18 protein-coding genes and 1 tRNA gene are annotated in these 21424 nt (G+C 31.1%); 12 read left to right on the top strand and 7 right to left on the bottom strand.

Annotation, left to right across the window (positions count from 1 at the left end; all coding sequences use genetic code 11):
* Positions 1–13: 13 nt before the first annotated feature.
* The 3 genes from P5P89_RS04915 to P5P89_RS04905 form a co-directional block, all read right to left on the bottom strand.
* The gene (locus P5P89_RS04915; protein WP_278010990.1) at positions 14–3460 is read right to left on the bottom strand and encodes a hypothetical protein; all 3447 of its coding nucleotides are present in this window, start codon (positions 3458–3460) and stop codon (positions 14–16) included.
* The gene (locus P5P89_RS04910; RefSeq protein WP_278010989.1) at positions 3418–6036 is read right to left on the bottom strand and encodes a hypothetical protein; all 2619 of its coding nucleotides are present in this window, start codon (positions 6034–6036) and stop codon (positions 3418–3420) included. Before P5P89_RS04910 ends, P5P89_RS04915 begins: the two co-directional genes overlap by 43 nt.
* Positions 6037–6195: 159 nt before the next feature.
* On the bottom strand, positions 6196–7275 hold the full coding sequence (locus P5P89_RS04905) for a hypothetical protein (RefSeq protein ID WP_278010988.1): 1080 nt from the start codon (positions 7273–7275) through the stop codon (positions 6196–6198).
* A gap of 818 nt (positions 7276–8093) precedes the next feature.
* On the opposite strand from P5P89_RS04905, the gene P5P89_RS04900 reads away from it, so the two are divergent.
* The 5 genes from P5P89_RS04900 (at position 8094) to P5P89_RS04880 (ending at position 11709) form a co-directional block, all read left to right on the top strand.
* On the top strand, positions 8094–9062 hold the full coding sequence (locus tag P5P89_RS04900) for a phage integrase SAM-like domain-containing protein (protein ID WP_278010987.1): 969 nt from the start codon (positions 8094–8096) through the stop codon (positions 9060–9062).
* A gap of 690 nt (positions 9063–9752) precedes the next feature.
* The gene (locus P5P89_RS04895) at positions 9753–10064 is read left to right on the top strand and encodes a helix-turn-helix domain-containing protein (RefSeq protein WP_278010986.1); all 312 of its coding nucleotides are present in this window, start codon (positions 9753–9755) and stop codon (positions 10062–10064) included.
* Positions 10054–10458: a hypothetical protein gene (locus P5P89_RS04890; protein WP_278010985.1), complete on the top strand. Its 405-nt coding sequence runs from the start codon at positions 10054–10056 to the stop codon at positions 10456–10458. Before P5P89_RS04895 ends, P5P89_RS04890 begins: the two co-directional genes overlap by 11 nt.
* Before the next feature lie 12 nt (positions 10459–10470).
* A complete protein-coding gene (locus tag P5P89_RS04885) occupies positions 10471–11091 on the top strand; it encodes a hypothetical protein (protein WP_278010984.1) in 621 nt (206 codons plus the stop codon).
* 213 nt (positions 11092–11304) lie between these two features.
* Positions 11305–11709 (top strand): hypothetical protein, encoded by a 405-nt coding sequence (locus tag P5P89_RS04880; protein WP_278010983.1) that lies wholly within the window; start codon positions 11305–11307, stop codon positions 11707–11709.
* 220 nt (positions 11710–11929) lie between these two features.
* On the opposite strand, the gene P5P89_RS04875 is transcribed toward P5P89_RS04880, so the two are convergent.
* Positions 11930–12880 carry a hypothetical protein gene (locus tag P5P89_RS04875; protein WP_278010982.1) on the bottom strand — a complete coding sequence of 317 codons (951 nt, stop codon included), beginning with the start codon at positions 12878–12880 and terminating at the stop codon, positions 11930–11932.
* 392 nt (positions 12881–13272) lie between these two features.
* Here P5P89_RS04875 and P5P89_RS04870 point away from each other — a divergent pair, with 392 nt between their 5' ends.
* From P5P89_RS04870 to P5P89_RS04850, 5 genes are all read left to right on the top strand, one after another.
* Entirely contained in the window at positions 13273–13842 is a 570-nt protein-coding gene (locus P5P89_RS04870; RefSeq protein ID WP_278010981.1) for a hypothetical protein, read from the top strand.
* Positions 13843–13978: 136 nt separating this feature from the next.
* The gene (locus P5P89_RS04865) at positions 13979–14701 is read left to right on the top strand and encodes a PD-(D/E)XK nuclease domain-containing protein (protein WP_278010980.1); all 723 of its coding nucleotides are present in this window, start codon (positions 13979–13981) and stop codon (positions 14699–14701) included.
* A 21-nt stretch (positions 14702–14722) separates the two neighbouring features.
* On the top strand, positions 14723–15664 hold the full coding sequence (locus P5P89_RS04860) for a hypothetical protein (RefSeq protein WP_278010979.1): 942 nt from the start codon (positions 14723–14725) through the stop codon (positions 15662–15664).
* A 21-nt stretch (positions 15665–15685) separates the two neighbouring features.
* The gene (locus tag P5P89_RS04855) at positions 15686–17350 is read left to right on the top strand and encodes a DUF6035 family protein (protein ID WP_278010978.1); all 1665 of its coding nucleotides are present in this window, start codon (positions 15686–15688) and stop codon (positions 17348–17350) included.
* 287 nt (positions 17351–17637) lie between these two features.
* Positions 17638–18852 carry a hypothetical protein gene (locus P5P89_RS04850; protein WP_278010977.1) on the top strand — a complete coding sequence of 405 codons (1215 nt, stop codon included), beginning with the start codon at positions 17638–17640 and terminating at the stop codon, positions 18850–18852.
* Positions 18853–18938: 86 nt separating this feature from the next.
* Here the strand turns inward: P5P89_RS04850 and P5P89_RS04845 are convergent.
* Positions 18939–19012: transfer RNA gene (locus tag P5P89_RS04845), tRNA-Met, on the bottom strand.
* A 153-nt stretch (positions 19013–19165) separates the two neighbouring features.
* Between P5P89_RS04845 and P5P89_RS04840 the strand changes: the two genes are divergently transcribed.
* Both P5P89_RS04840 and P5P89_RS04835 read left to right on the top strand, forming a co-directional pair.
* Positions 19166–19558 carry an START-like domain-containing protein gene (locus tag P5P89_RS04840; RefSeq protein ID WP_163393817.1) on the top strand — a complete coding sequence of 131 codons (393 nt, stop codon included), beginning with the start codon at positions 19166–19168 and terminating at the stop codon, positions 19556–19558.
* Between the two features lie 54 nt (positions 19559–19612).
* Positions 19613–20449, top strand: coding sequence for an aminotransferase class IV (locus tag P5P89_RS04835; RefSeq protein WP_278010976.1), 837 nt, complete (start codon positions 19613–19615; stop codon positions 20447–20449).
* On the opposite strand, the gene P5P89_RS04830 is transcribed toward P5P89_RS04835, so the two are convergent.
* Both P5P89_RS04830 and P5P89_RS04825 read right to left on the bottom strand, forming a co-directional pair.
* Positions 20446–21006: a YqgE/AlgH family protein gene (locus P5P89_RS04830; protein WP_223681871.1), complete on the bottom strand. Its 561-nt coding sequence runs from the start codon at positions 21004–21006 to the stop codon at positions 20446–20448. The two genes, P5P89_RS04835 and P5P89_RS04830, sit on opposite strands and share 4 nt — an antisense overlap.
* Before the next feature lie 125 nt (positions 21007–21131).
* Positions 21132–21404 (bottom strand): HU family DNA-binding protein, encoded by a 273-nt coding sequence (locus P5P89_RS04825; RefSeq protein ID WP_012022249.1) that lies wholly within the window; start codon positions 21402–21404, stop codon positions 21132–21134.
* Positions 21405–21424 lie beyond the last annotated feature (20 nt).

Genomic DNA, 21424 nt, shown 5'->3' with positions numbered 1-21424 from the left:
TTTTTATATTTTATCAATTAGCTGTTGGACATTGAGTACTTAAGTTGTACTCTCCATACTTTATTCCCACCCGGGTACGGACTATAAAAGTCCCATCTATTAAATGATAATCAATATTGGTGTGAAAAGGTTGTGCTTGTAAAGGTCCTCCAAGTCTATGTTTGTAAACTTCTTCACTATTAAAACCAATATACACTACATTACCAATAATTTCAACCCTGTATAAGCTTTCCGGGAAATTTCCATAATCGTAATCTGAATAATGTCTGATATCTGGAATAATTCCATTTATATTGCTGGGATATGTAAGCTGAAATACAATCATACCCGACATCGGAGGATAGTTTACATTTGATACAACTGGACAAAATAGGTTAGGGTCAATCGGACAACTTACACTTGAGTAACTTTTATAAGTCTTCAACAGATTTCGGGTCAATGATTTAGTCTGACCAGTCATTATCTTTAAACTGCTTTTACCTGTGTGTGATTCTGTCGAAACTAAATCGGCTGGAACTACATTAAATCCGAAATGCTTATTGGTTTTACCGGTTTTAACTTCTTCGAATCCTTCAAAACCCATTTGTTCATATCTGGAGTTAGAAGCCACGGCCATTGGTAGCTTATAACCATACCCATATTGGGCGGCACTGTAGCGGTCTAAGGCATCCTTGTTTTCCAGTTCTGCCCCATACGGGCTTATTTTTGTCACGCTGCTGGCATACGTCCAGTTATCCGTTTTTGCAGTCCAGGTACCATTAAGCAGTTGGTAAAAAGGAGAAAAATTATTAAAAAAACCTTCATTTCGGGGATTATTGGCATTAGTGGAAGCAGCTGAATTTCTTCCGGCTAAATACGCGTATGACTTTTCCGCTTTCCAGTTTCCTTTTATATTCCATAAATAAGGATTCGCTTTAATATTGATTGGATAATTCGGGTTTCCATTTTCATCCGTATAAAGATCCCCGTCATATCGTATATATGGTGAGCCTTGAGCATCAATATATGTATGATATTTTGCTGGATCTCTCTCCGGGTAAGATGGTAAATCGGATTCTTTTTGTGGGCTCCAGAAATCTTTGTATGCAACAGCACTTGCGTTTATAATCCTCGGATTGATGCCTGAAGAACCTGAATACATAAAACTATTTGCATTTAAATTGCCATTCGCAATTGGGTTGGTCATTGATGTTATGGTTGACATAGCTGCCGATTGCAGGTTTCGGTATCCTGAACGCATAATTTTGAAATTAATATTCCCATGGTCAGCACATGGATTGACATAATTTCCCTTACGATCCATTAAGGTGATAGCATTATTGTTCACACCAATGACCCATAGTTTATATTCGGGTGTGGTGTTTACTGGTAAAAGTAATCCGTCTTTTATATAAAGTTCATCACCAACATGAAATAGACTTGTCAAAGGTCCGGTATAATCTTTTAACGTATATCCGGCATCTAAAGGAACCGGAGACATACCGATTGGTGCAACGGATGTTTTTGGGATCAATTCTCCTTCAATACCAATGTTTATACTGGCCATTCCCATACCGTCATACATCCAATAGGCGGGATATGTAAAAGAATAATAACTATCGTCGAATTCATTTTCAGTCTGGGTCAAAATAACTTCGCCGCTATCAGCATCCCAGGCTATATTTTTAGTATTTATTGTAGAACCTAAATCATAAGCTGTTTTTTCAAGGAGAATACCCGATTTGTGAACATGTTTTGTCGTTACCGCAGTACGCAGTAAATTTTCATGATAAGACAATTTCGGAATAACTTTAGGTACAAATACAGGGAAAATACCAAACAAAACAGTGGCGACATTCGCATCAAATCCTACAAGGTTGGTTTCAGAATGGCTTTCATTAAAATCATTCACTAAATCATAATCAACCCCTATTAATTTCGTTTCAACCTCTCCTGCCGAATTGATTGTTGTTAAATTGTTAACTAAATTTTGATCTGCATCAACATTGTATTTATATTTTACATACGAAGTTGGGACAGCTGGACTAGCAGGATTTGGCTGTAACAGTAAATCAGCCTGATCCTCAGAATATACGTGTTGCGATTTCATTTTACCATTCATGTCATTGGTTTCAATCGAATAGCCTTGTGACATCGTTAAATGGTTTCTTACTCTTACGTTTCCTGTTTTAATTATAGATCCTAACAGGGTATTTGGCACTATATCCGGTCTGGTATCCAGCTTTGTATAACTAACTTTTGTAGGGAAATCGTAACTTGTATAATGTTCTGTGACCACAATACCTGTGGCGTGTTTTTTTACCATAAGCTGTCTTGCCTCATCTTTACGCTCGAGGTTTTTTACTATCACGCGCGAATAAGTAATTCTTGGCGCAGGAAAAAAGTCTTTACCAAATGGTTTTTCAACGTAATTGTTTTCTTTTGGTGCAGCAATATTTTCGGCATAATTTCCCTGATTATTATAAAAAGGTTCTACGAGAGGATTTTCAGGACAGGAATTAGGTTCAAAAGTGGCAACCCCGGATGATTTTCCAGATTCATCAAGATAAGAATACGTCTGTCCATATTGCATCGTATCAGGATCTGAATTTTCATTACCTGTATTGCCAAGCATTTTGCCCCAGCTGTCACTTATTTTTATTGAGGTTACTCTTAACCCGCCGCCTAATTTGCTTCCTGTAGGGTTTTCAAGTCGTATCCAGGATTTATTGGGGTCAAAAGTACTGGCGCATCCTTTATCTTTTAATGCTTTATTAGGACCATTAAAGATTTCAGAAATACCCTGAATACTTTTTGCCAAATCTTTTACAATTGAAGTAAAATCATCATTTACACTGTCTCCTCCTAAGCTATAAACAACCCTGTTCAGGTAAGTCCGGCCAAAACCCCAGCCTGCTTTTGCGATTGGGTTAACATCTCCGTTTGGGTTAGTACCGCCGTCAAGCTTTAAAAATTCTAAAGGTAATGCAACTATAGGTCCTCCTGATCTGTCTGTGATGGTTATAGGGCTGTTGCCGCCATCTTCATTAATTTTAAAATATCCTGAAACATATTCTTTTTGCCAGCTATTGCTTGTCATGTTTAATAAAAAGCGAAACTGAATAGGTTTGTCTAAATTTTCTTTTAGGTATTTATCTACAAATGTCGGCCTGTCTAAGTCCGAAGATTCATTTTTTAACTGTACATACAAATATTTACTGGCTCTTATATTGTCGTATAATTTACTGGTAAAGACAGAAGGAGGAATTGAGTCATTTCCGCATCCTGCAACAATAAACATCTGCATTGCCTTTTTGTTCTGGACATATTGATAATCATCACTTTCAGTTTCGATAGAAATTTTCCCGCCAGAAGGTAATTTGACATTTTTTAAGGTCCATGCACCGGTATATAAATCTGCCTTTTCCAAATCTTGCTCTACAAAAGGAAATTCTGCTGTTGATAACGAATCCGAAGGCACTTCGCTGTTGCCACTTTGAAGAGGGTTTTTTTATAATTCCCCCAGACATCAAACCCTTTTGAATTATAATCAGGATTGTTAGTTCCGTAATCAAAAACATAAGGAGTGTATTTTCCCATTTTGGATCCTCTGTAGGTAAAATAAACACGTTCCAGCGTTAGCTTTCCTTTTGCATTAACTTCTCCAGTGGTATCAGCTGTTCCGTCATTATTTGGCATTCCTTTGCATAAATTATAATTGTAAACAAAATGAGCCGTTTTTATAGGTTTTATTGCGCCATCTTCACCCGGATCCGTAATAGCACCTGCTGAATTGGATACTTCAGGCAGTGAATACAGTCTTATGGATTTAATTTTATACATTTTTCCGGAACCTGAACCTATACCACCAGTTTCTCCCAGAGCACCTCTGGCATCTTTCCTTTCCTCCAGATCAAAGAAGGCCACATGTGTTTTAGTGACAATTCGGGTTAAATATTTTAATTCTTTTTCGCCATACAAATAGGTCCCTTTTTCATCTTCTTTTTTAGAAATAAGCCCTCTGTTATAAGTGGCCATGTTTTCTTCGTACGGAATTCTCCATTTATAATTAGAATTTCTGCTTTCATACTCAAATTTAGTATAACTTCCAAGGTCATTTATAGATGGGCCATTGTTATCCGTATCCTGATAGTCTGAAGACAAAACAGAGGTTAGTAAATAAGTGTGCGCGTAGGGGGCTGTAGTGATTCTATTTAGATACTGGTCACTGTTGTTACCGTAGTTTTTAGGTAAGTCCTGATCATAAGGGACTAATCCAGAGGTGTTATTTCCGTTTTTGCCAGACACATCAAAAGTCGCTTCTACTTTTCGGGTATTATAAACGGTATTTCCGTACACATAGGTGGTGCCATCATTTTGTACTACTTTTATACCGGCTGTATGATGTAGTTTGGCATTGGTGTTTCTTATAATGAAATTAGAGTCTCTGATTGCTTCTTCGTCTGTGATTTTGTGGACCAGTTGATTTCTCAGAACGCGTTTAGTTCTTTGATTTGGAATATTACTCGTAAGGGAAGTTTCGTTAAAATATTTAGGTGTTAGGGTTCTGCTTTTGGATGGTCCGTCAAGTCCAAATCGCAACGGATTTGTATTTTGAATTCCGTCGTAAATATTAATTTCGGGATCTGCTGACATGCTTCCAACCAGCCTAAAACTTACAGGTTCATAACCGGGAGCTTTTTTATCTGTATTTTTTTCTTCTAAATGTTTTATCGTGTTGTTATTCTCAAACCAGCCATCGGTAGAACTAACTGTAGTTGTTTTTTTAAAGTCAAAACCCCAATGCAGCAATTCGCCAATCCCAAATTCTGCTCCTGTACTAATTCCTGTTCCTCTGTCTACAACGGCGTCGTTGTAAACATAACTTACTTTTGAACGATAGGGTCTAAACATCCCGGAGACACCTTGTCCTTCAATATTATAGGTGTCGTAGGTGTAATTTGTGACAGGAAGTGCCGTGGTGTTTTCAGAAACATTTCTTTCATATTCTCTGTTAAAGTCCAATATTCCGGATTGCTTCTTTTTATATTCAGTATATTCATAACCAAAGGCTTTTTCTGGACGATATTTATACTCCGGTGCAATTTCCTGATAAGATCCGTATCCGGTCATTTGAAACTGTGGCTCTAAAAACCATGCTTCAATACCCACGGCGCCATTGAAACTAAAACTGTAATTTTGAAATCCAATTCGTTTACTTGGTGTAAAACTCTGGTTGTTAAAAGAAATGCTACCTCCAATATTCCCTTTTGATTGTATTTGTACATCCTGGGTAGATTCACAATTTGCCACATAAGCTTTGTTCTTTACTGATGCAGATAAATTAAGATTCTCTATTCCTTTTCTGCTATTGAGTCCTAGTCCTATTGTACCTGTACCATCAATGTAGTTAACCGCGCCATTTGCTTTGGTAGTCATTTTTTTAGAAATACTCACTGAAGGGGTTACACTTGCCCCCTCGGTTACTGAACTTGTAAAATTTAATCCAACACCCACTTCATCGCTTAAATTAAATCCTACACCAAATGAAGGCCGAAAAGAAACACCTTCATAATTGTTATATTCAACTCCAATACCCGCACCTGCAGTAAACAATTTGCTGTCAGTTCCAGCAAATGCCAGATTGATACCTAGATTGGTTCCTACAGTTATATTCTTTTTCAGATTGTTTTCATAAAGCATTTCATCACCATTAAAATCATCCGGTAATCCGCGAACCTGGCGTTCAATCTGGCCTACATTCAGATTCCATCCCAAGCCCACCCAGGAAGCTTCCTGATCCATGGTAATTCCTGACTTATAGGAAAGGTTCAGTGGATATCCGCCTACATCCATGATTGGGATATTGTAATTAAAATCGCCATTGGTTAAATCTACCATATCAGATGTACCAATAGGGGTAAAGGCATTAAACTCGGGTTGTGTCGGACCGCTTGTTAAGGCATACATCTGTACAGGCTGTAACGTTTCCAACAGAATCATCATGGCTAAATAAATAGCGAGTGTTTTTTTAAATTTACTTGTTTTTCTTTGCATAATTATGGAGCTAATGGAATAGGGAACTTGAAATTTTATGTTTTCTTTTTAAAAGAAGATATTACTGTTCAATTGCATTTTTTTCACCGGAATCAATATAAATCGCTTTATAAATATTAAATAAGATACTACTAGTAAAGTAATAATACTAATGCAGGATTATTTCAAAGATATCTCTGCTTCTAATTTTTTCAGGCGTGCTTCCTGATCATTAAATCGTTTTTCCTGTTGAATAATGTAAAGGGTGAGTTCTTCAATTTTTTGAAGTAGTTTGGCATTCATTTCACCTAATAAAATTCCGTTTTCAGAAACCTCACTGGCTGATGGAATATTTGGTAAATGTCCTTTTTCTTTAATATGCTTTTCTACTTCATTTATAGAAGGCAGAGGGTACTCTTTTTTAAATACAAAGTCCGGCCAGTTAGCATAAGTCTGAACTTTTATTTCTTCCGTAATAAATTTTCCTTTTACGGCCATGGCATAGCCTGCTGGGATTACATTGGTGTTTATTCCTACTTGATCGGTATCAAATTTTCCGTAAATAAGAGGTGTTGAAGTTCCTGTATTATCAATGTAAAGGCGATTGCTTCCTAATTCAGATTCACCAGCATTATATCCTAAAAAAATATTATTAGAACCTGAAATATTAGTATATCCGGCTTTGTATCCCAAATATAAATTATAACTGCCGGCAGAGTTATGGTATCCGGATTGTCGTCCCATAAATGTATTTCCGTATCCATCAAGATTAGCTTGGCCAGATTCATCACCTGTAAAAATGTTATAGTTTCCAATAGTGTTGTTGTATCCGGCTTCACGCCCTGTAAATATATTATTATTACCAGAATTATTATTAAAGCCAGATTCATGTCCAATGAAGATATTTTGATTTCCTTTATTGTTATATCCAGATTCATATCCCGCAAAAACATTATAGGATCCCACTGAATTAGTTGTTCCAGATTTGGCTCCTAAAAATACATTTCGCTGTCCACTCAAATTATATTGACCTGCATCATGGCCTATAAATAAATTTTGTGAACCTCCATTATTTACTCCTGTCCTGTATCCTGTAAATACGTTGTAATTTCCAGTATTTGTTTTACCGGAATCTCTGCCTATAAATGTGTTATTAATACCTGTTGATCCCGCATTTTGGCCTAAAAAAGTATTACTGTTTTGTGCTTTACACAAAGAGTTTATTATGAAAATAATTATCAATAGTAATTTTAATTTCATTTATAGTTTTTTAAAAGAATTATGTTGTCAGTTATAGCTATAATTTTAATTAACATAATTAAATGTTAATACTTGTTAAAAGAAATACGAATTAATGAAAAAAAACTGATAGTTTTTTTAAAAATAGTTGTAAAAAGTTAAATTGTTTATTTTTTTATGTAAGTATTTGTAAGATAAAGGTTTGCGTTTTTGTGATTCATAAGTGTTAAAAAATAATCTGTATAGTTATTTTAGGACTACACAGTATGCCAGATGATCTCAATCGAAGAATTTTTAGAATATTCAGGACTTAAGATAGAAACATCTGGTATGTTGAATACTGTAATAAAGGGGTAAGAGAACGTCTGGTAAGTTTTTGGAAGTAATTAGCAGGTTCATTTATTGAATTTCAGCCTCGCTAAAATTAAGCCGTAAGAGTTAATGATTTTTAATATGCAAGTTATATTTTGTCACTTTAAAATAGTACCTCGGGAGTTGATTTACAATCTCGAAAGCTTTCGCTGCTAACTTTGATGCATCTGGCTTGTCTAAAAAAAAATTGAATTAATAGGATCCGAAACAGTGTTGAATATAAAAAAGCAATAAAAAAACCCTTAAACATTTACTGTTTAAGGGTTTATCTTTGTAGCGAGGACGGGACTATAATTGCTTTATTTCACTTTTTTAAACTTTTCAAATCGTACATTTTAATTTAGGTAAACCCTTTATATTATTGGGTTTAATGAAAGGTTAAACAAAGTTTAATAAAATATAATAAAGTATTTTGACGGGAATATGTCGGGAAAGTTGTATTTTTGTAGTAGAGAAAATCTACAGCTATGGCTACTTTAAAATTTTATATTAAAACAAAAGGAAATCCTTCTAATATCTATGTTAGATTTATTCAAGGACGTGAAATAGATTGTTACGCTAGAACAAATATTTTGATTGATCCAAAACTATGGAGTGATAAGAAGAATGATTTAAAACCATTGGTTGATAATGAAACTAAAGAATTATATAGATCACGAATTGATGAGCTAAAGAATGTTATTATCAAAAGCTTTAATAAAGATTTTAGTGATGGAAATCTAATTAATTCAAAGTGGTTAAGTAGTTTGATTGATAGCCATTATAAAAGACCTACTAATGAGAATGATTACAGAATTTTCTTTGTTCCGTTTATAGAAAAATTTGCAGACGAATCTGAAAATAGAATAAATCTAAAAACAGGAAAAAAAATATCATACAGAACAATTCAAAAATATAGAACAACAGTAAAACAGATAAAAGAATTTGAGGAAAAGCAAAATATGAAATTTAAGCTTACTGATATAAATTTGGAATTTCATAAAAATTATACAGCTTATTTAAAGTTAGAATTGAAATATTCTAACACAATGATTGAAAAAATAATAAGCCAGATTAAAGGATTTGTTTTAGAAGCAAAAGAAAGGGGATATGAAGTTAATAATGATATTGAAAGCAAAAAGTTTAGTTTTGCTAGAGATGAACCTATTGATACGTTTCTTAATGAGAATGAAATTGATTTAATTTTTAATTTAGATTTATCGGGTAATGAATCTTTAAGCAATGCACGAGACTGGATAATCTTTGGTGTCTGGACTGGTTTAAGAGTTTCCGATCTTAATCGAATTCATCAATTTCAATTTTCAAAAGATACGATTATAATATCCGAGACAGAGAAAAATTCTGCTAACGTTGAAATTCCATTACATAGTCAGGTTAAAGCTACTCTTGAAAAAAGGGAGGGGAACTTCCAAAAGCGATTTCAATCCAGAAGTTAAATGATTATATAAAAATTGTTTGTCAAAAGGCAGGAATTACTGAAGTAATTTTAGGGAACTTAAAAAATCCGGATACAAATCGAAAAGAAAAAGGTTATTATCCAAAATATAAATTAATCGCATCGCACTGCTTTAGAAGATCATTTGCCAGCAATCATTATGGTAAAATCGACGATAGAACAATTATGGCAATTACGACCCACAAAAGTCACTCCCAGTTTATGAAATACATAAAAACTACTCAAAAAGAGTACGTTGATAAGCTCTCGAAATATTGGGAAGAGAGAGAAGAGATAAAAAAATCTAAAAATAAAATGAAAATTATTTCTTAATTTATTATTCAATTTTAGAAGTAACGAGTTTAGCCGAACTCTATACATACAATGCTTAAACTTTTAAATGAGTACTTTATTTAATTTTATTAAAATTAAATAAAGTACTCATTTTCAAATAATTGAAAAATATTTTTTTATAAATAATTTGGATGTTTGCTAAATTGTATTTTACTTTGCTACTATAAAACAAATAATCACATTGCAAAAGCGAATACGTTTAGTCTTTAATAATGTAATTTATTTGAATTAATTAAGTAACAGCTTTACTCCGTAACACACCCTTTGAATCACAAAGCTGTTTGAAAACTAATATTATAATTTTCAAACAAAATCTACCAAAAGTAGTGATTCAGTTATGTCAATTTTTTTACAAGGAATAACGGAAGACGAATTCAAAAGTATTATTTCTGATTGTTTTAAACAGGAAATACAAACGCTAATTAAGGAGCAAAAGGAAAATCCAACTCAAAAGTCTAGCATTTTATTATCGAGAAAAGAAACGGCTCAAAAGCTAGGAGTTTCCTTAGTCACTCTCCATGCTTGGAGTAATTCTGAAAAAAAGATACTCCCAAGTTATCTTATAGGAACACGTGTAAGATATAAGCTTGAAGATATAGAAAATTTGTTGTCAAGTCCTAGGTATAAATCTTTTCAAAATGTTAAATAGTGTTGAGGTTGGTATTTTTATCAAGGATGAGAATATCAGAGGTGTATATATTCCTTTACAACCTCAACAATTTTTATTTCCATTTTTACGAGTTTCGCCATCTAGTAGTGATATGCTTTTAGATAAAGGAATTAAATACGTTGTACAATCATTTGTGAAATTACATCCGGAAGATAAATTAAAAACTAAAATTCTTCATTCAGGATTAAAAATGGTCAAAGAGATCGAGGAATGTTTCTTTGGAGATAATATAAATTTAAAGACGGACAGGAAAGATTTTTTTATACTGCAACTTACTGGCAAGGTCTTAAAAATGTATTATTTCAAGAATAGAAACCCGAGAAATAAAACAAAGTTTGTAATAGCTTTTTTGCAAGGTATTGCAAATATGTAATGAGTAATAGTAATGAAAAAATGCAATCAAAAAATAGAATATGTAAACATACAGCACTGTTTAATTCGAACCAAAACTTTTAAATTACTTGAAGCGGTCATATTAGAAATAATATGGAAACGAGTAGGAAATTTAAAAGATGCATTTCCGGAATCAATATTATATTTAGAAAAAGTATCTGGCATTTCACGTCACACAATAAAAGTGTATATGAAAAAATTTGAAACTCTCAATATCATCTATTTCAAAGACGGGAAATATTTTTTTAAATGTGATTATAATGTTTTTAAGGAAAGACTGCATGATATGGAAAGGAAAAATCAATCCAATGTAAATTCTAAAAAGGAATACTTTCAAACCTACACGTGTTATCATTTTGAAGTAGCTCAACAATTAGAAATTACTGAAATGCAATTTTTTTTTCTTGACATTCATATTGGAGTATTTAGAAGACTTGGATATGGCACTTCGCCAAGAGAGTACATTATGGATATTCTAAACATACAAAAAAGCTATTATTTTAAGCTAAAGAATGAACTTTTTGAAAAAGGTTATCTTGAATTTTATCGATATCCAGATCTAATAATGGTTAACGATTCAGTGATTCGAAGTATAGGGAAAGTTAGAAATTAGTTTAAAATTCAACTTGTAATTTTGTATAAATTGTGGATTGACATTGTATAATTAGTGAATCAAAGATTGTATAATTAGTGGACTTTAATTGTCAAATTTGTGGATATATATAAAAGTAAATATAATCTATTAAAGTATTTCTATAACCCGACGCTCTTCGAGCTCGGTATAAATCGAGATTGAGAAATTTATGATTTTAAAATAATTTAAGTTATGAGCAATCAAAAAAACGCAGGAAGAAAAGTCGGCTCCAAAAATATAATCCGTACTGATTTGAGAAAGGAATTAACATCAATCTTTTTAGAAAAATTTTCAAAAGAAGTTAGAAACTTTCCAGTAATGGATTATGAAAAAAGAATGAGGTTATTAATTGGTATTTTACCATATATTTTACCAAAAGCAAATTTAACTAAAGAAGAAAGTGAAATACAGAATTTAATTTATGAAAAGATTCAACCAGAATTTAGAAAGTTAAATTCGTATCTAAATGTGATACCGAGTGACAAAAAACCTGCTATTTTATTATCGTTTATTAAACAACTTAATTTAACCTCAACCCAACAAGATGATTTGCTGTTTTCTTTAAAGAATAAAGGGAGGAACATTAAAATTAATTAGGATTTTAGGCAGGGACAAGCGTAAAAAAAGGGATTTGCATTAAACAATTCCCTTTTTTGCTTTTTGTTGTATTTGCTAGGCTTGACGGGGGATAAGTACCCCCACCTTTAAATATCAGACACATATTTGACATGTAAACTAGGCTAGACATACCACCTGCATTTTTTTGGAAATTAAAAACTAATATTTAATTAATTATTAAGCTTATTGCTAATTTCACTTAAAAACATTTTGTGATTCCATTTGCATTGTTATAATTGGAATCATTTTTTCTAATCCAATAGTAAGATCTAAATTCATATTCTACAATATCAATGCTACTACCATTGCTTTTTAAAATGACATAATAAGTATTTCCATCATTTTTATTCTTGAACTTGCAACTTAGGGTTCCTATAAGATCTTTTGAATATTCATTTCCACTATAAATTTTAAGACCTCTATTCATTAATACCGGATGAGTCCATTCATTGCTATTGTTGCTTTTTGCAAGTTCCTTATTAGGGATAAAATCAATTACGGTTTTAACTGAATCATAGAGATTGCCGAATTTATTATTTAAAGATTTCCTATAATTACTTTCATACATTGGTAAATTTTGACTTCTATTTGAATTATATGATTTTGTAGCTCCTTTACTTAATTCAAAATAAATTGTGTCAGGTGCTAGTAATTTACTCCTAATTATAAAAGAGCCTTCCCAACTGTTTACAATACTGTCAGACCATTTTTTTTGAAATTCTTTGAGATTGGTTAAATCAATTTTTGTTGTCTCCTTTGTAGGTGCCGTCTTAATTTTAAAGCCTGACTTGTTTTCTTTCTCTTTGGTTATGCTATCTATAATAGGCTTTATTTCATTTATTTTAAGAATTGCATCATTATAGTTGGGATCATCAGAGTTAACCATTTTTAGCTGTTTATATGCTTTAATATAATCATGTTTATTATAATAATCAATTCCGTCCTTATATGGATTCATGAATATTGCTGTAACAACAACTAAGATGCTAAAGAAAGTCAAAAGCGTAGCCGGAATAATGTAAAGCGCAGTTTTCCATCCGGTGGATTTACGCTTAATAATTCCGTAAATACCTAAAGGAGGTAAAATAAAAAAGAGAACAATTAGTAAAGTTTTGTTTTTGTACCACTTTGGTTTAGTCAAATCTGCCATTTAATAATAGAATTAGTTTATTACTTCTTAATGTTTAATTGCTTGTGAATTAAATAACAGTACTGTGGAAGTGAAAAGTGGGAAAGAGTAGAAACAATCAGCGTGTCACATCTTAAACACATTGATTATAGAGGCTCGGGAAAAGCCCGTCAATACAACGGAAAAAGAGGACACGCCTAACCAGCGTGCGTCTTGTCCGTACTGTATTGATTTTTGAAATTTTCCCGATTTCTATAATCAGCACTACAAAAGCACTATATTTTGTATTCTCAGTTTTTGAGAACTATTTTGTCTAATTGCGAAATTATATAAAAAATAGAAAGATTCGTTACATTTGAGAAAATTATTACTATTGCGATAGAGAAATGATCTTAAATTACTAAAATTATATTATGCAATACCTTTACAATAACACTGTTTCCAATACCAATTTTGCTCCATATATTGAAGAGATAAATGCGATGGAGTTTGAAAATCATCAAGACGTTATTAATGATGAAATTTTTATTGTTACACTAGCTGATGCAAGAGCTAGATTAATTAATAGGTTTAATCCTGTAATAAATAATACATCAGGACATACACAATCCTTAAGATTAGGAGAAAGGGATATATATTTGATAATTATTAACGAAGACTTGTGTGTTAATATGGATATTAGTGCGGTGATTCTTCATGAAATGGGGCATATTGTAAATGAATTTGGAACTGAGATTACAACTCTGCAAGCGTGGAAAGAAAAGATTCTTGATAGCGTTGATAGAAACAAAGAAATTAAATTGAGAAATGAATTTGGGGCAGATTTTTTTGCTAAAAAATGTGGCTATGCTGAAAATATTATTCAAAATTTAAGAAATTCTTTAAGACAAAATTACGATGATGAGGAATTAAATTCGAGAATATTAGCTTTGGAAAGTGATGAAATTTTTGATTTTAATAATTTACGAGCGCATCGTTATTGATCATTAATATTATGGAATTTAACTTTATAGAGTTTAAAAAAATTTAGAATCTGATTTTGATATTGCAACCAAGTGTGTCAATAGAATTCATGATTTGAGATGGGAGAGTAGTTATGGGGGGCTAAAAGAGCCTTTTTTGTCTTTCAATAACAATGAAGATGCTCATCTATTAGAACAATTAGAATTCAGGATTAAGTCAATTGAATTAAAGATAATTTTTGCATTTGATTTCTTGAAATTGGATTATTTAAAACATGAATTTAAAAGTGATCTAGGGAAGGAGAAAATTTCAGATCTAATTGATTATTATTCTTACGCCGACATTTTTTATTCTCCAAAAATAAGTTTGCTTACTCAATATTTTGAAGCAATAATAAGTATTTTAAATGTTACCGAAGAAGAAAAGGCAGAGAAACAGTTAATTGTTCTTGAGAGAATATTGAAAGGGACACCTAAAATTCTACTAGATAATAAAATAGAGCCACAAAATGAAACACAAGTTCAAAAACACTTATATAATTACTTGATTCATATATTTCCAGATACTGTGCGGGAAATACCAATTCCGAAAATAGCTAAAACATATAAACCTGATTTCGGGATAAGGTCACTAAAAGTTGCAATTGAATATAAATTTGTCGATTCAGAAAATGAAGCAAAAAAATTTTGTGGAGAAATATTTGAAGACATACTAGCATACGAAGGTTCAAATGATTGGAATCTATTTTATGCAGTTATATATATGACTAATGCATATATGACACAAGATCAATTGGAAATGGAGTTTCAGATTTCTAAAATACCTAGTAGTTGGAAGCCTTTAATAGTGTACGGCAATGGAGGAAGGATAAAAAAATGAAATAAATTAATATTATTAATAATGGATTTAAATCTTTTAACAATTGCCAGACGAGCAGGACTAAGTTCTATAATAGAAATGTCATTTAATGATGCTAATACTAAAATATTGCAAATTAAAAATATAAATGATAAAATTAATAACTCGCATGAATTTACTAATCAAGAGAGATCTCAGAATTGTGATTTTACAATTATTGGTCTAGTAAGTATTTTTGAACATCAAATAAATGAAATCCTTAGGCAAATTTTGATTTCTTATCCTAAAAAATTTGGTACGAAAAAATTTGAAATTGATGAATTGCTAGAGGAAGGATCTATCTTGGAATTATTTCATAAAAAGGCTAATCAAAAAATATTAGATCTTGCATACGGGAAATTTGATGGATTTATAAAATCATTTTCAGATACTTTAGAATTGAGTTCTCCGCTGAATGCAGAACTTATCAATGAAATAAATGAGATAAAATGTACTAGAGATTGTATAATTCATTCACAAGGTAAAGCTACTAATTTATATTTTAGTAAAACAGGTTCAAGCGCAAGGCGAAATGATAATAAAAATAGGTTAACGGTTGATTATATTTATGTGGAAAATGCAATTGTTAAAATAAAGCAACTTTTAAATGATATTCATGAAAGAATGCCAGATAAATACAAATCATCAAATAGAAGTTATGTTTTTAAACAGATGTGGGAAGCTACTTGTTTAAATGAAAGGGTTAAATTTGATACTGTCTGGACTATTGAAAGCCCTAGTATGATTAGACCGGTGGATATTGAACGTAGTTTTGGTTTTTCTAGTTCAGAAATGGAAGTTTATAATTTGTTTAGGTATATATATTCTGGTTTTGGAAGTGGTTTGTATAAAGTTGACTTTAGTTTCTATTTTTCTCGATGGAAACCAAAATCAAATGAATATCAAATTGCAGTTTCTTGGTTAGATTATCAGTTTTATTTTTAAAGTAAATTATTTTAATTGACTATGGTAAGAACAATTGAATTTGTGTTAAATAAAGACGATGGTTCAACAATTTATGCTGATCATTTTTTTTCAAAAGAAGAAAATGAAGTATTTAAATATAGAAATGAATTGCAAAAAGCAATCAAAGGGATAAGAGAACCTTTGTTTGTATGTTACTTTTGTGGTCAAAAGATAAAAATTAATGGAGGTGGTCAAACCAAAAAAGTTCTCCATTTTGCTCATAGAAAAGACAGTGATATTTGTCATCTTAAAACAGATACCAATCATTCGTCATTAGAAATTAATAGGCTTAAATACAATGGTGCAAAAGAAAGTCCCCTACACTTTGAAACGAAAAATTTAATTAAGCAGTTTATTGACCTAAATAGTGATTTTTCAAATATTAAGGTTGAAAGTGTTGTAAAGAGCAATACGAATTACCTAGAATGGAAAAAACCTGATATTTCGGCAATTTATAGAGGGATTAATGTTGTTTTTGAAATACAGCTATCTACCACTTTTTTAAGTGTTATTGTAGATAGAGAGCATTTTTATAAAGAAAATCAAAGATACATATTATGGGTTTTTAAAAACTTTGAACTTGATGAATTTAAACAGCGATTTACTGAGAAAGATGTTTTTTATTCCAATAATCGGAATGCTTTTGTTTTAGATAATGAATCTATTAATTTATCTCTAAAAAATAATGATTTATACCTACTATGTTATTATCAAAAACCAATTATTGAAGACTTAAAAATAAAATATAATTGGGAATCCGAATACGTTTGTTTCAATCAACTAATTTTCGATGATTTAAATTATAAGATTTTTTATTTTGACGTTGAATTAGAAGAAAATAAAATAACCATTGAATTGCAAAAGATTGAAGAGGAGCAAAGGATATTTGTAGCTGAAAAAAAGAGAAAACAACGAGAAAAAGCAAGAGAATTATCGGAAGAAAGATTTCAAATTGCAAAAGAGTATATTGAGGTAAGAAATGAAAGAGTTAATTTTCTTAGAAAAAAAGAGTTGTATTCAGCTGAAAGACAAATAGCGATTAATGAAAGACATAATCTCTTTAGAGAAATTAATGAAGATTTTTTTATTAGATTAAAAGAAAATTACCAGATACGTTCTGACTTCAAGGATGTATTTTATACACCAGAATATGAACTGTCTAATGAACTAAATAGGCTTTTTATAAATGGATATCGTTTATCTGAAACTGATAGAATGTTTTTGAGAGTTGAATTTAATTTTGAATTAAATAAAAAGTCAAAGTTAAGGGAAATGGAAATTCTCTACTATCTTTCTTTGTCAACCTTTTATATAAAACTAAAAAATCCAAAATATATGTTTTTACTTCCAAAAGTTGAACGTCTTTTGTGTAGTATTTTGTCTTTCAAAACTGGAAAAATTATTGGTTATAGTTTTGATAATTTAATTCAAGTTGCTCATCATACTTTTTCTAAAAAAGAACATATTCAAATATTTTTAAACGCAATCGAGGCATACTATGGATTGGGTTTGCTCCTTAGTCAAGATAAAAATAAGAAGTTTAGAAATAAGCTTTTGGAATATCAAAATAATAAACCCGAGCAAAGTACCCAATATGATGAAATGATTAAAATGATTTTTCCAGAGGCGATAAATAATATAGTAAATGTTGAAAAATATGTATAACAAGTTAAAAATTATGAAAGGTTGAAGTCTTTAGTGATTGCAAACGATAGTTTTAATCTTAAAATGAGGTCTATGGAGAATCCGATGTTTTTTAATATAGATGCCTTTAATTTTATTAGAGATTTGAAAAAAGGTAAAAAAGGAACTTTTTTTAAAAAAAATCTCATCTGAATGGAATAGAGGATGTAGAATTAAATTATATAGAAAAAAGTTTTAATGCCAGTTTTGACTTTGATGTATTTTTAAAAAATGGAGGAGATTTAGATGTAGGAAAGCAAATAAAAAAGTTGGATTTTAATTTAGGTAATCAAATTTTTACGTTAGAAAATTTTTTTATTTATAAAATTTCGCCTCCAGAAATGAAAGGAGAAATATATGGTTTTTATTCAAAAGGTTATTCTAAAATAAAAAAGCAATATTATAAGTCAGTTATACCATTGTCAAAAGAAATTAATTTTCATTTTACAATTAAAGAATTTGTTTTTTCTAGTGATACATCCAAATGGTCTAGAATTGGTACAAAAATTATAATGAATGGTGAAGATATTATTATTGTTCAGGAAAAAGATGAAAACAAAAACTGGTTTTTAATAATACAGTCGAAAAAGAAACAATCGTATGAAGAATTTAGTGATAAGGTTTTTTCTATTAGGATTGCATTAGGATATGTGACTGGACATCTTGCAGGAGATGAGGGTTATTTTTTTTCGTATTCTAGAAAGGAAATGAAAAATTTTAAGCATTTTTATTATCGATCTTTAAGAAGTGAAATTATTACCTTAATGAATCCCCTTAATTCAAATCCATTTGCGTGGATAAGAAACAATAAAAAAGTCGCTAATAAGTATTATAATGAAAAGTGTTTAGAAACTATGTCAATCGAAAACTTTTCTAATTTGTGTAATCTGTTAGTAAGTAATGATGATTTTACTGCAACTTTATTATTAATAATAGAATCAAGCAAAGCTAGTTTGATTTTTAGACCGAGTGGTTATTCTATTGCACTCGAAACATTATCTGATATAGTAATAGGAGATGAAAATTATAAACTGTCGCCCATAACTTCAAAACCTGATAATAAAAAATTTAGAAAAGAATTAAATGAAGTTTTAGATAAACATTCCGTAAAAGAATCTTTTAAAGATATAAAGACACTAAAGGGTAGAATTGAGCATATAAATCAGATGACAAATGGAGAACGTTTGAAAGCTCCTTTCTCTGTTTTAGGGATTAATCTTCTTCAGGAAGATTTAAATGTAATATCATCAAGAAATGATTTTTTACATGGAAGAGTTCCAGATTTTAAAAATCTAGGTGTTTCTCGTTCAATAAATTTAAAGGATAATGATTTATATTATGCGTCAGTGCGATTATATACATTAATTAATTTATTGATATTTAAGATGGTAGGATATAAAGGATATGTGTTAAATTTTCCGAAAATTTATGAGTTAGACACTAAGTACAAAGTTAAAGAAGATTACTATAGAAAAATTGAATAAACAAACATAATCGGGAAATTGTCGGGAATATTTTAAACTAAAAATCCGTAACTACTTGTTTAAAAGTATGTTACGGATTTTATTTGTAGCGAGGACGGGAGTTGAACCCGTGACCTCAGGGTTATGAATCCTGCGCTCTAACCAACTGAGCTACCTCGCCTGGACTGCAATCCGAATGTGTTCCTTATTGCGGGTGCAAAGATAGAAATAATATTAAAGCTTACAAGTATAAAATCAAGAAAAAAAAATATTTTTAAAAATGCATTGTTTTTGGACAGATATTCTTATATTTCCAAAAAATTAAATGTATCACATGGATTCAAAAATACGTTACGAAATAGAGTTTCCAATCAATTCGTCGCCACAGTTATTATACCAATATATATCAACGCCGTCAGGCTTATCAGAATGGTTTGCTGACAATGTAAACTCAAGAGGTGAGTTTTTTACTTTTATATGGAATGATTCGCAGGAAAAAGCGCGTCTTGCGTCTAAAAAAACCGGTGAAAAAGTAAAGTTTAAATGGGTCGATGAGGCCAGTAAAGACACAGATTATTTCTTTGAATTGCATATTTTGGTAGATGAATTAACCAAAGATGTTTCATTAATGGTAATTGATTTTGCGGAAAAAGAAGAAATAGGAGAGGCTAAACAATTGTGGGAGAATCAGATTTCAGATCTGAAACATCTTATAGGTTCTGTTTAGTAAAAGTCTATTTTATGCCTTATATTTGCCCTGAACAAAATTCAGGGTTTTTTTATGATCAATTTTAACGGAAACATTGCACACGAAGAAAATACACTAACTCAAAATCGTGCATTCTTGTATGGCGATGGTGTTTTTGAAACCCTGAAAATAGTAAATAGCAGGGTTTTGTTTCTGGAAGATCATTATTTCAGGTTAATGGCCTCTATGCGTGTGGTGAGAATGGAAATCCCAATGGATTTCACTATGGAATATTTTGAAGAACAGGTTTTAAATCTTGTTAATGAAATGGGTATCGCTGCATCGGCAAGAGCAAGAATAACGGTTTTTAGAAATGACGGAGGATTGTATTTGCCAAAAACAAATTTAGTTTCTTATTTAATTCATGCAACACCTCTTGAGAGTATCACTTATTCTTTAAATAAGGCTTCATATGAAGTTGATTTATACAAAGACTTTTATTTAACCAAGCAATTATTATCGTCAATTAAAACAACTAATAAACTGATCAATGTTACCGCAAGTATTTTTGCTCATGAGAATGCTTTGGATAACTGTATTTTGCTGAATGATGCTAAGAATGTTGTTGAGGTACTACAGGGAAATTTATTTATGCTTACGGGTAAAAAACTGATTACTCCGCCCGTTTCAGAGGGTTGTTTGAATGGTGTTATGCGTAAACAAATTTTAGCATTAGCGAAAAAAATAGAAGGCATAGAGGTACTTGAAGAAATAATTTCACCATTCGATCTCCAGAAAGCAGATGAATTATTTCTGACAAATGTAATTGTCGGGATTCAATCGATAACAAAATATCGAAAAAAAGAGTTTGCAAATGATTTTGCTCATGTATTGGTGCAAAAACTGAATGAATCCATTTCTGAAAATTAATTCAGATATGGATTCTCTGGTGCATTTGACCAGATGAGGTAATCGCCTCCAAGCTCCATAATTTGCTCTTTCCAAAAATGAGTGGCAGATTTTCCGATAATTTTGTTTTTATAAGTGTTATCGGTTATGATCCACGAATTCCCCTGCATTTCATTCTCAAGCTGATTTTCATCCCAACCCGTATAACCTAAGAAAAAACGAATGTTGTTTTTGTGAATGGATCCGTCGTTTATTAAGTCTTTAGTTGATTCAAAATCACCACCCCAATAAATTCCATTAGAGATTTCGACACTGTTTGGGATTAATTCAGGGATATTGTGAATAAAATATAGGTTATCCTGCTCTACAGGTCCCCCATTGTATATTTTGAAATTCGCATCAATTTCTGGTATTAAGTCATTAATAGTGTATTTTAACGGCTTATTAATGATAAAACCTATTGATCCTTCTTTGTTATGGTCTGCTAATAAAATTACCGATCTGTTAAATGATAAATCTCCAATTATTGAAGGCTCGGCAATAAGCAGGTGTCCTTTTTTTAATTTTTCTGAAATCATACGGCTACAATTTTTATTAAATTTACTCATAAAATATTTAAAAAACCAATAAAATCGTTAAATCGTAAAAAAAACCCTCAAAAATGAGGGTTTTAATTATATTATAAGTGTAAGGAACTTTCTACTTAGTTCACTGCTCCTTCTAATTCAGCTCCAGCTTTGAACTTTACAACATTCTTAGCAGCAATTTTGATAGTTTTTCCAGTTTGTGGGTTTCTACCATCTCTTGCAGCTCTTGCAGATACTGACCAAGATCCAAATCCTACTAATGAAATTCTTCCACCTTTTTTCAAAGTAGTACCTACATTACCTAAAAAAGACTCTAAAGCTAATTTCGCCGCAGCTTTTGTAATTCCTGCATCAGCAGCGATAGCATCGATTAATTCTGATTTGTTCATAATAATTAGTTATTAATTGT

This window comes from Flavobacterium gyeonganense (assembly GCF_029625295.1).
GTDB lineage: Bacteria > Bacteroidota > Bacteroidia > Flavobacteriales > Flavobacteriaceae > Flavobacterium > Flavobacterium gyeonganense.
The sequence above is the reverse complement of the archived record's forward strand: the minus strand, read 5'-3'. Positions and strand labels throughout refer to the sequence as shown.

Coding starts and splice junctions, on each gene's coding strand:
- P5P89_RS04910 (WP_278010989.1), bottom strand. CDS start 6,036: ATGCAAAGAAAAACAAGTAAATTTAAAAAAACACTCGCTATTTATTTA.
- P5P89_RS04840 (WP_163393817.1), top strand. CDS start 19,166: ATGGATTCAAAAATACGTTACGAAATAGAGTTTCCAATCAATTCGTCG.
- P5P89_RS04890 (WP_278010985.1), top strand. CDS start 10,054: ATGTTAAATAGTGTTGAGGTTGGTATTTTTATCAAGGATGAGAATATC.
- P5P89_RS04830 (WP_223681871.1), bottom strand. CDS start 21,006: ATGATTTCAGAAAAATTAAAAAAAGGACACCTGCTTATTGCCGAGCCT.
- P5P89_RS04900 (WP_278010987.1), top strand. CDS start 8,094: ATGGCTACTTTAAAATTTTATATTAAAACAAAAGGAAATCCTTCTAAT.
- P5P89_RS04880 (WP_278010983.1), top strand. CDS start 11,305: ATGAGCAATCAAAAAAACGCAGGAAGAAAAGTCGGCTCCAAAAATATA.
- P5P89_RS04905 (WP_278010988.1), bottom strand. CDS start 7,275: ATGAAATTAAAATTACTATTGATAATTATTTTCATAATAAACTCTTTG.
- P5P89_RS04875 (WP_278010982.1), bottom strand. CDS start 12,880: ATGGCAGATTTGACTAAACCAAAGTGGTACAAAAACAAAACTTTACTA.
- P5P89_RS04835 (WP_278010976.1), top strand. CDS start 19,613: ATGATCAATTTTAACGGAAACATTGCACACGAAGAAAATACACTAACT.
- P5P89_RS04870 (WP_278010981.1), top strand. CDS start 13,273: ATGCAATACCTTTACAATAACACTGTTTCCAATACCAATTTTGCTCCA.
- P5P89_RS04825 (WP_012022249.1), bottom strand. CDS start 21,404: ATGAACAAATCAGAATTAATCGATGCTATCGCTGCTGATGCAGGAATT.
- P5P89_RS04885 (WP_278010984.1), top strand. CDS start 10,471: ATGAAAAAATGCAATCAAAAAATAGAATATGTAAACATACAGCACTGT.
- P5P89_RS04855 (WP_278010978.1), top strand. CDS start 15,686: ATGGTAAGAACAATTGAATTTGTGTTAAATAAAGACGATGGTTCAACA.
- P5P89_RS04860 (WP_278010979.1), top strand. CDS start 14,723: ATGGATTTAAATCTTTTAACAATTGCCAGACGAGCAGGACTAAGTTCT.
- P5P89_RS04895 (WP_278010986.1), top strand. CDS start 9,753: ATGTCAATTTTTTTACAAGGAATAACGGAAGACGAATTCAAAAGTATT.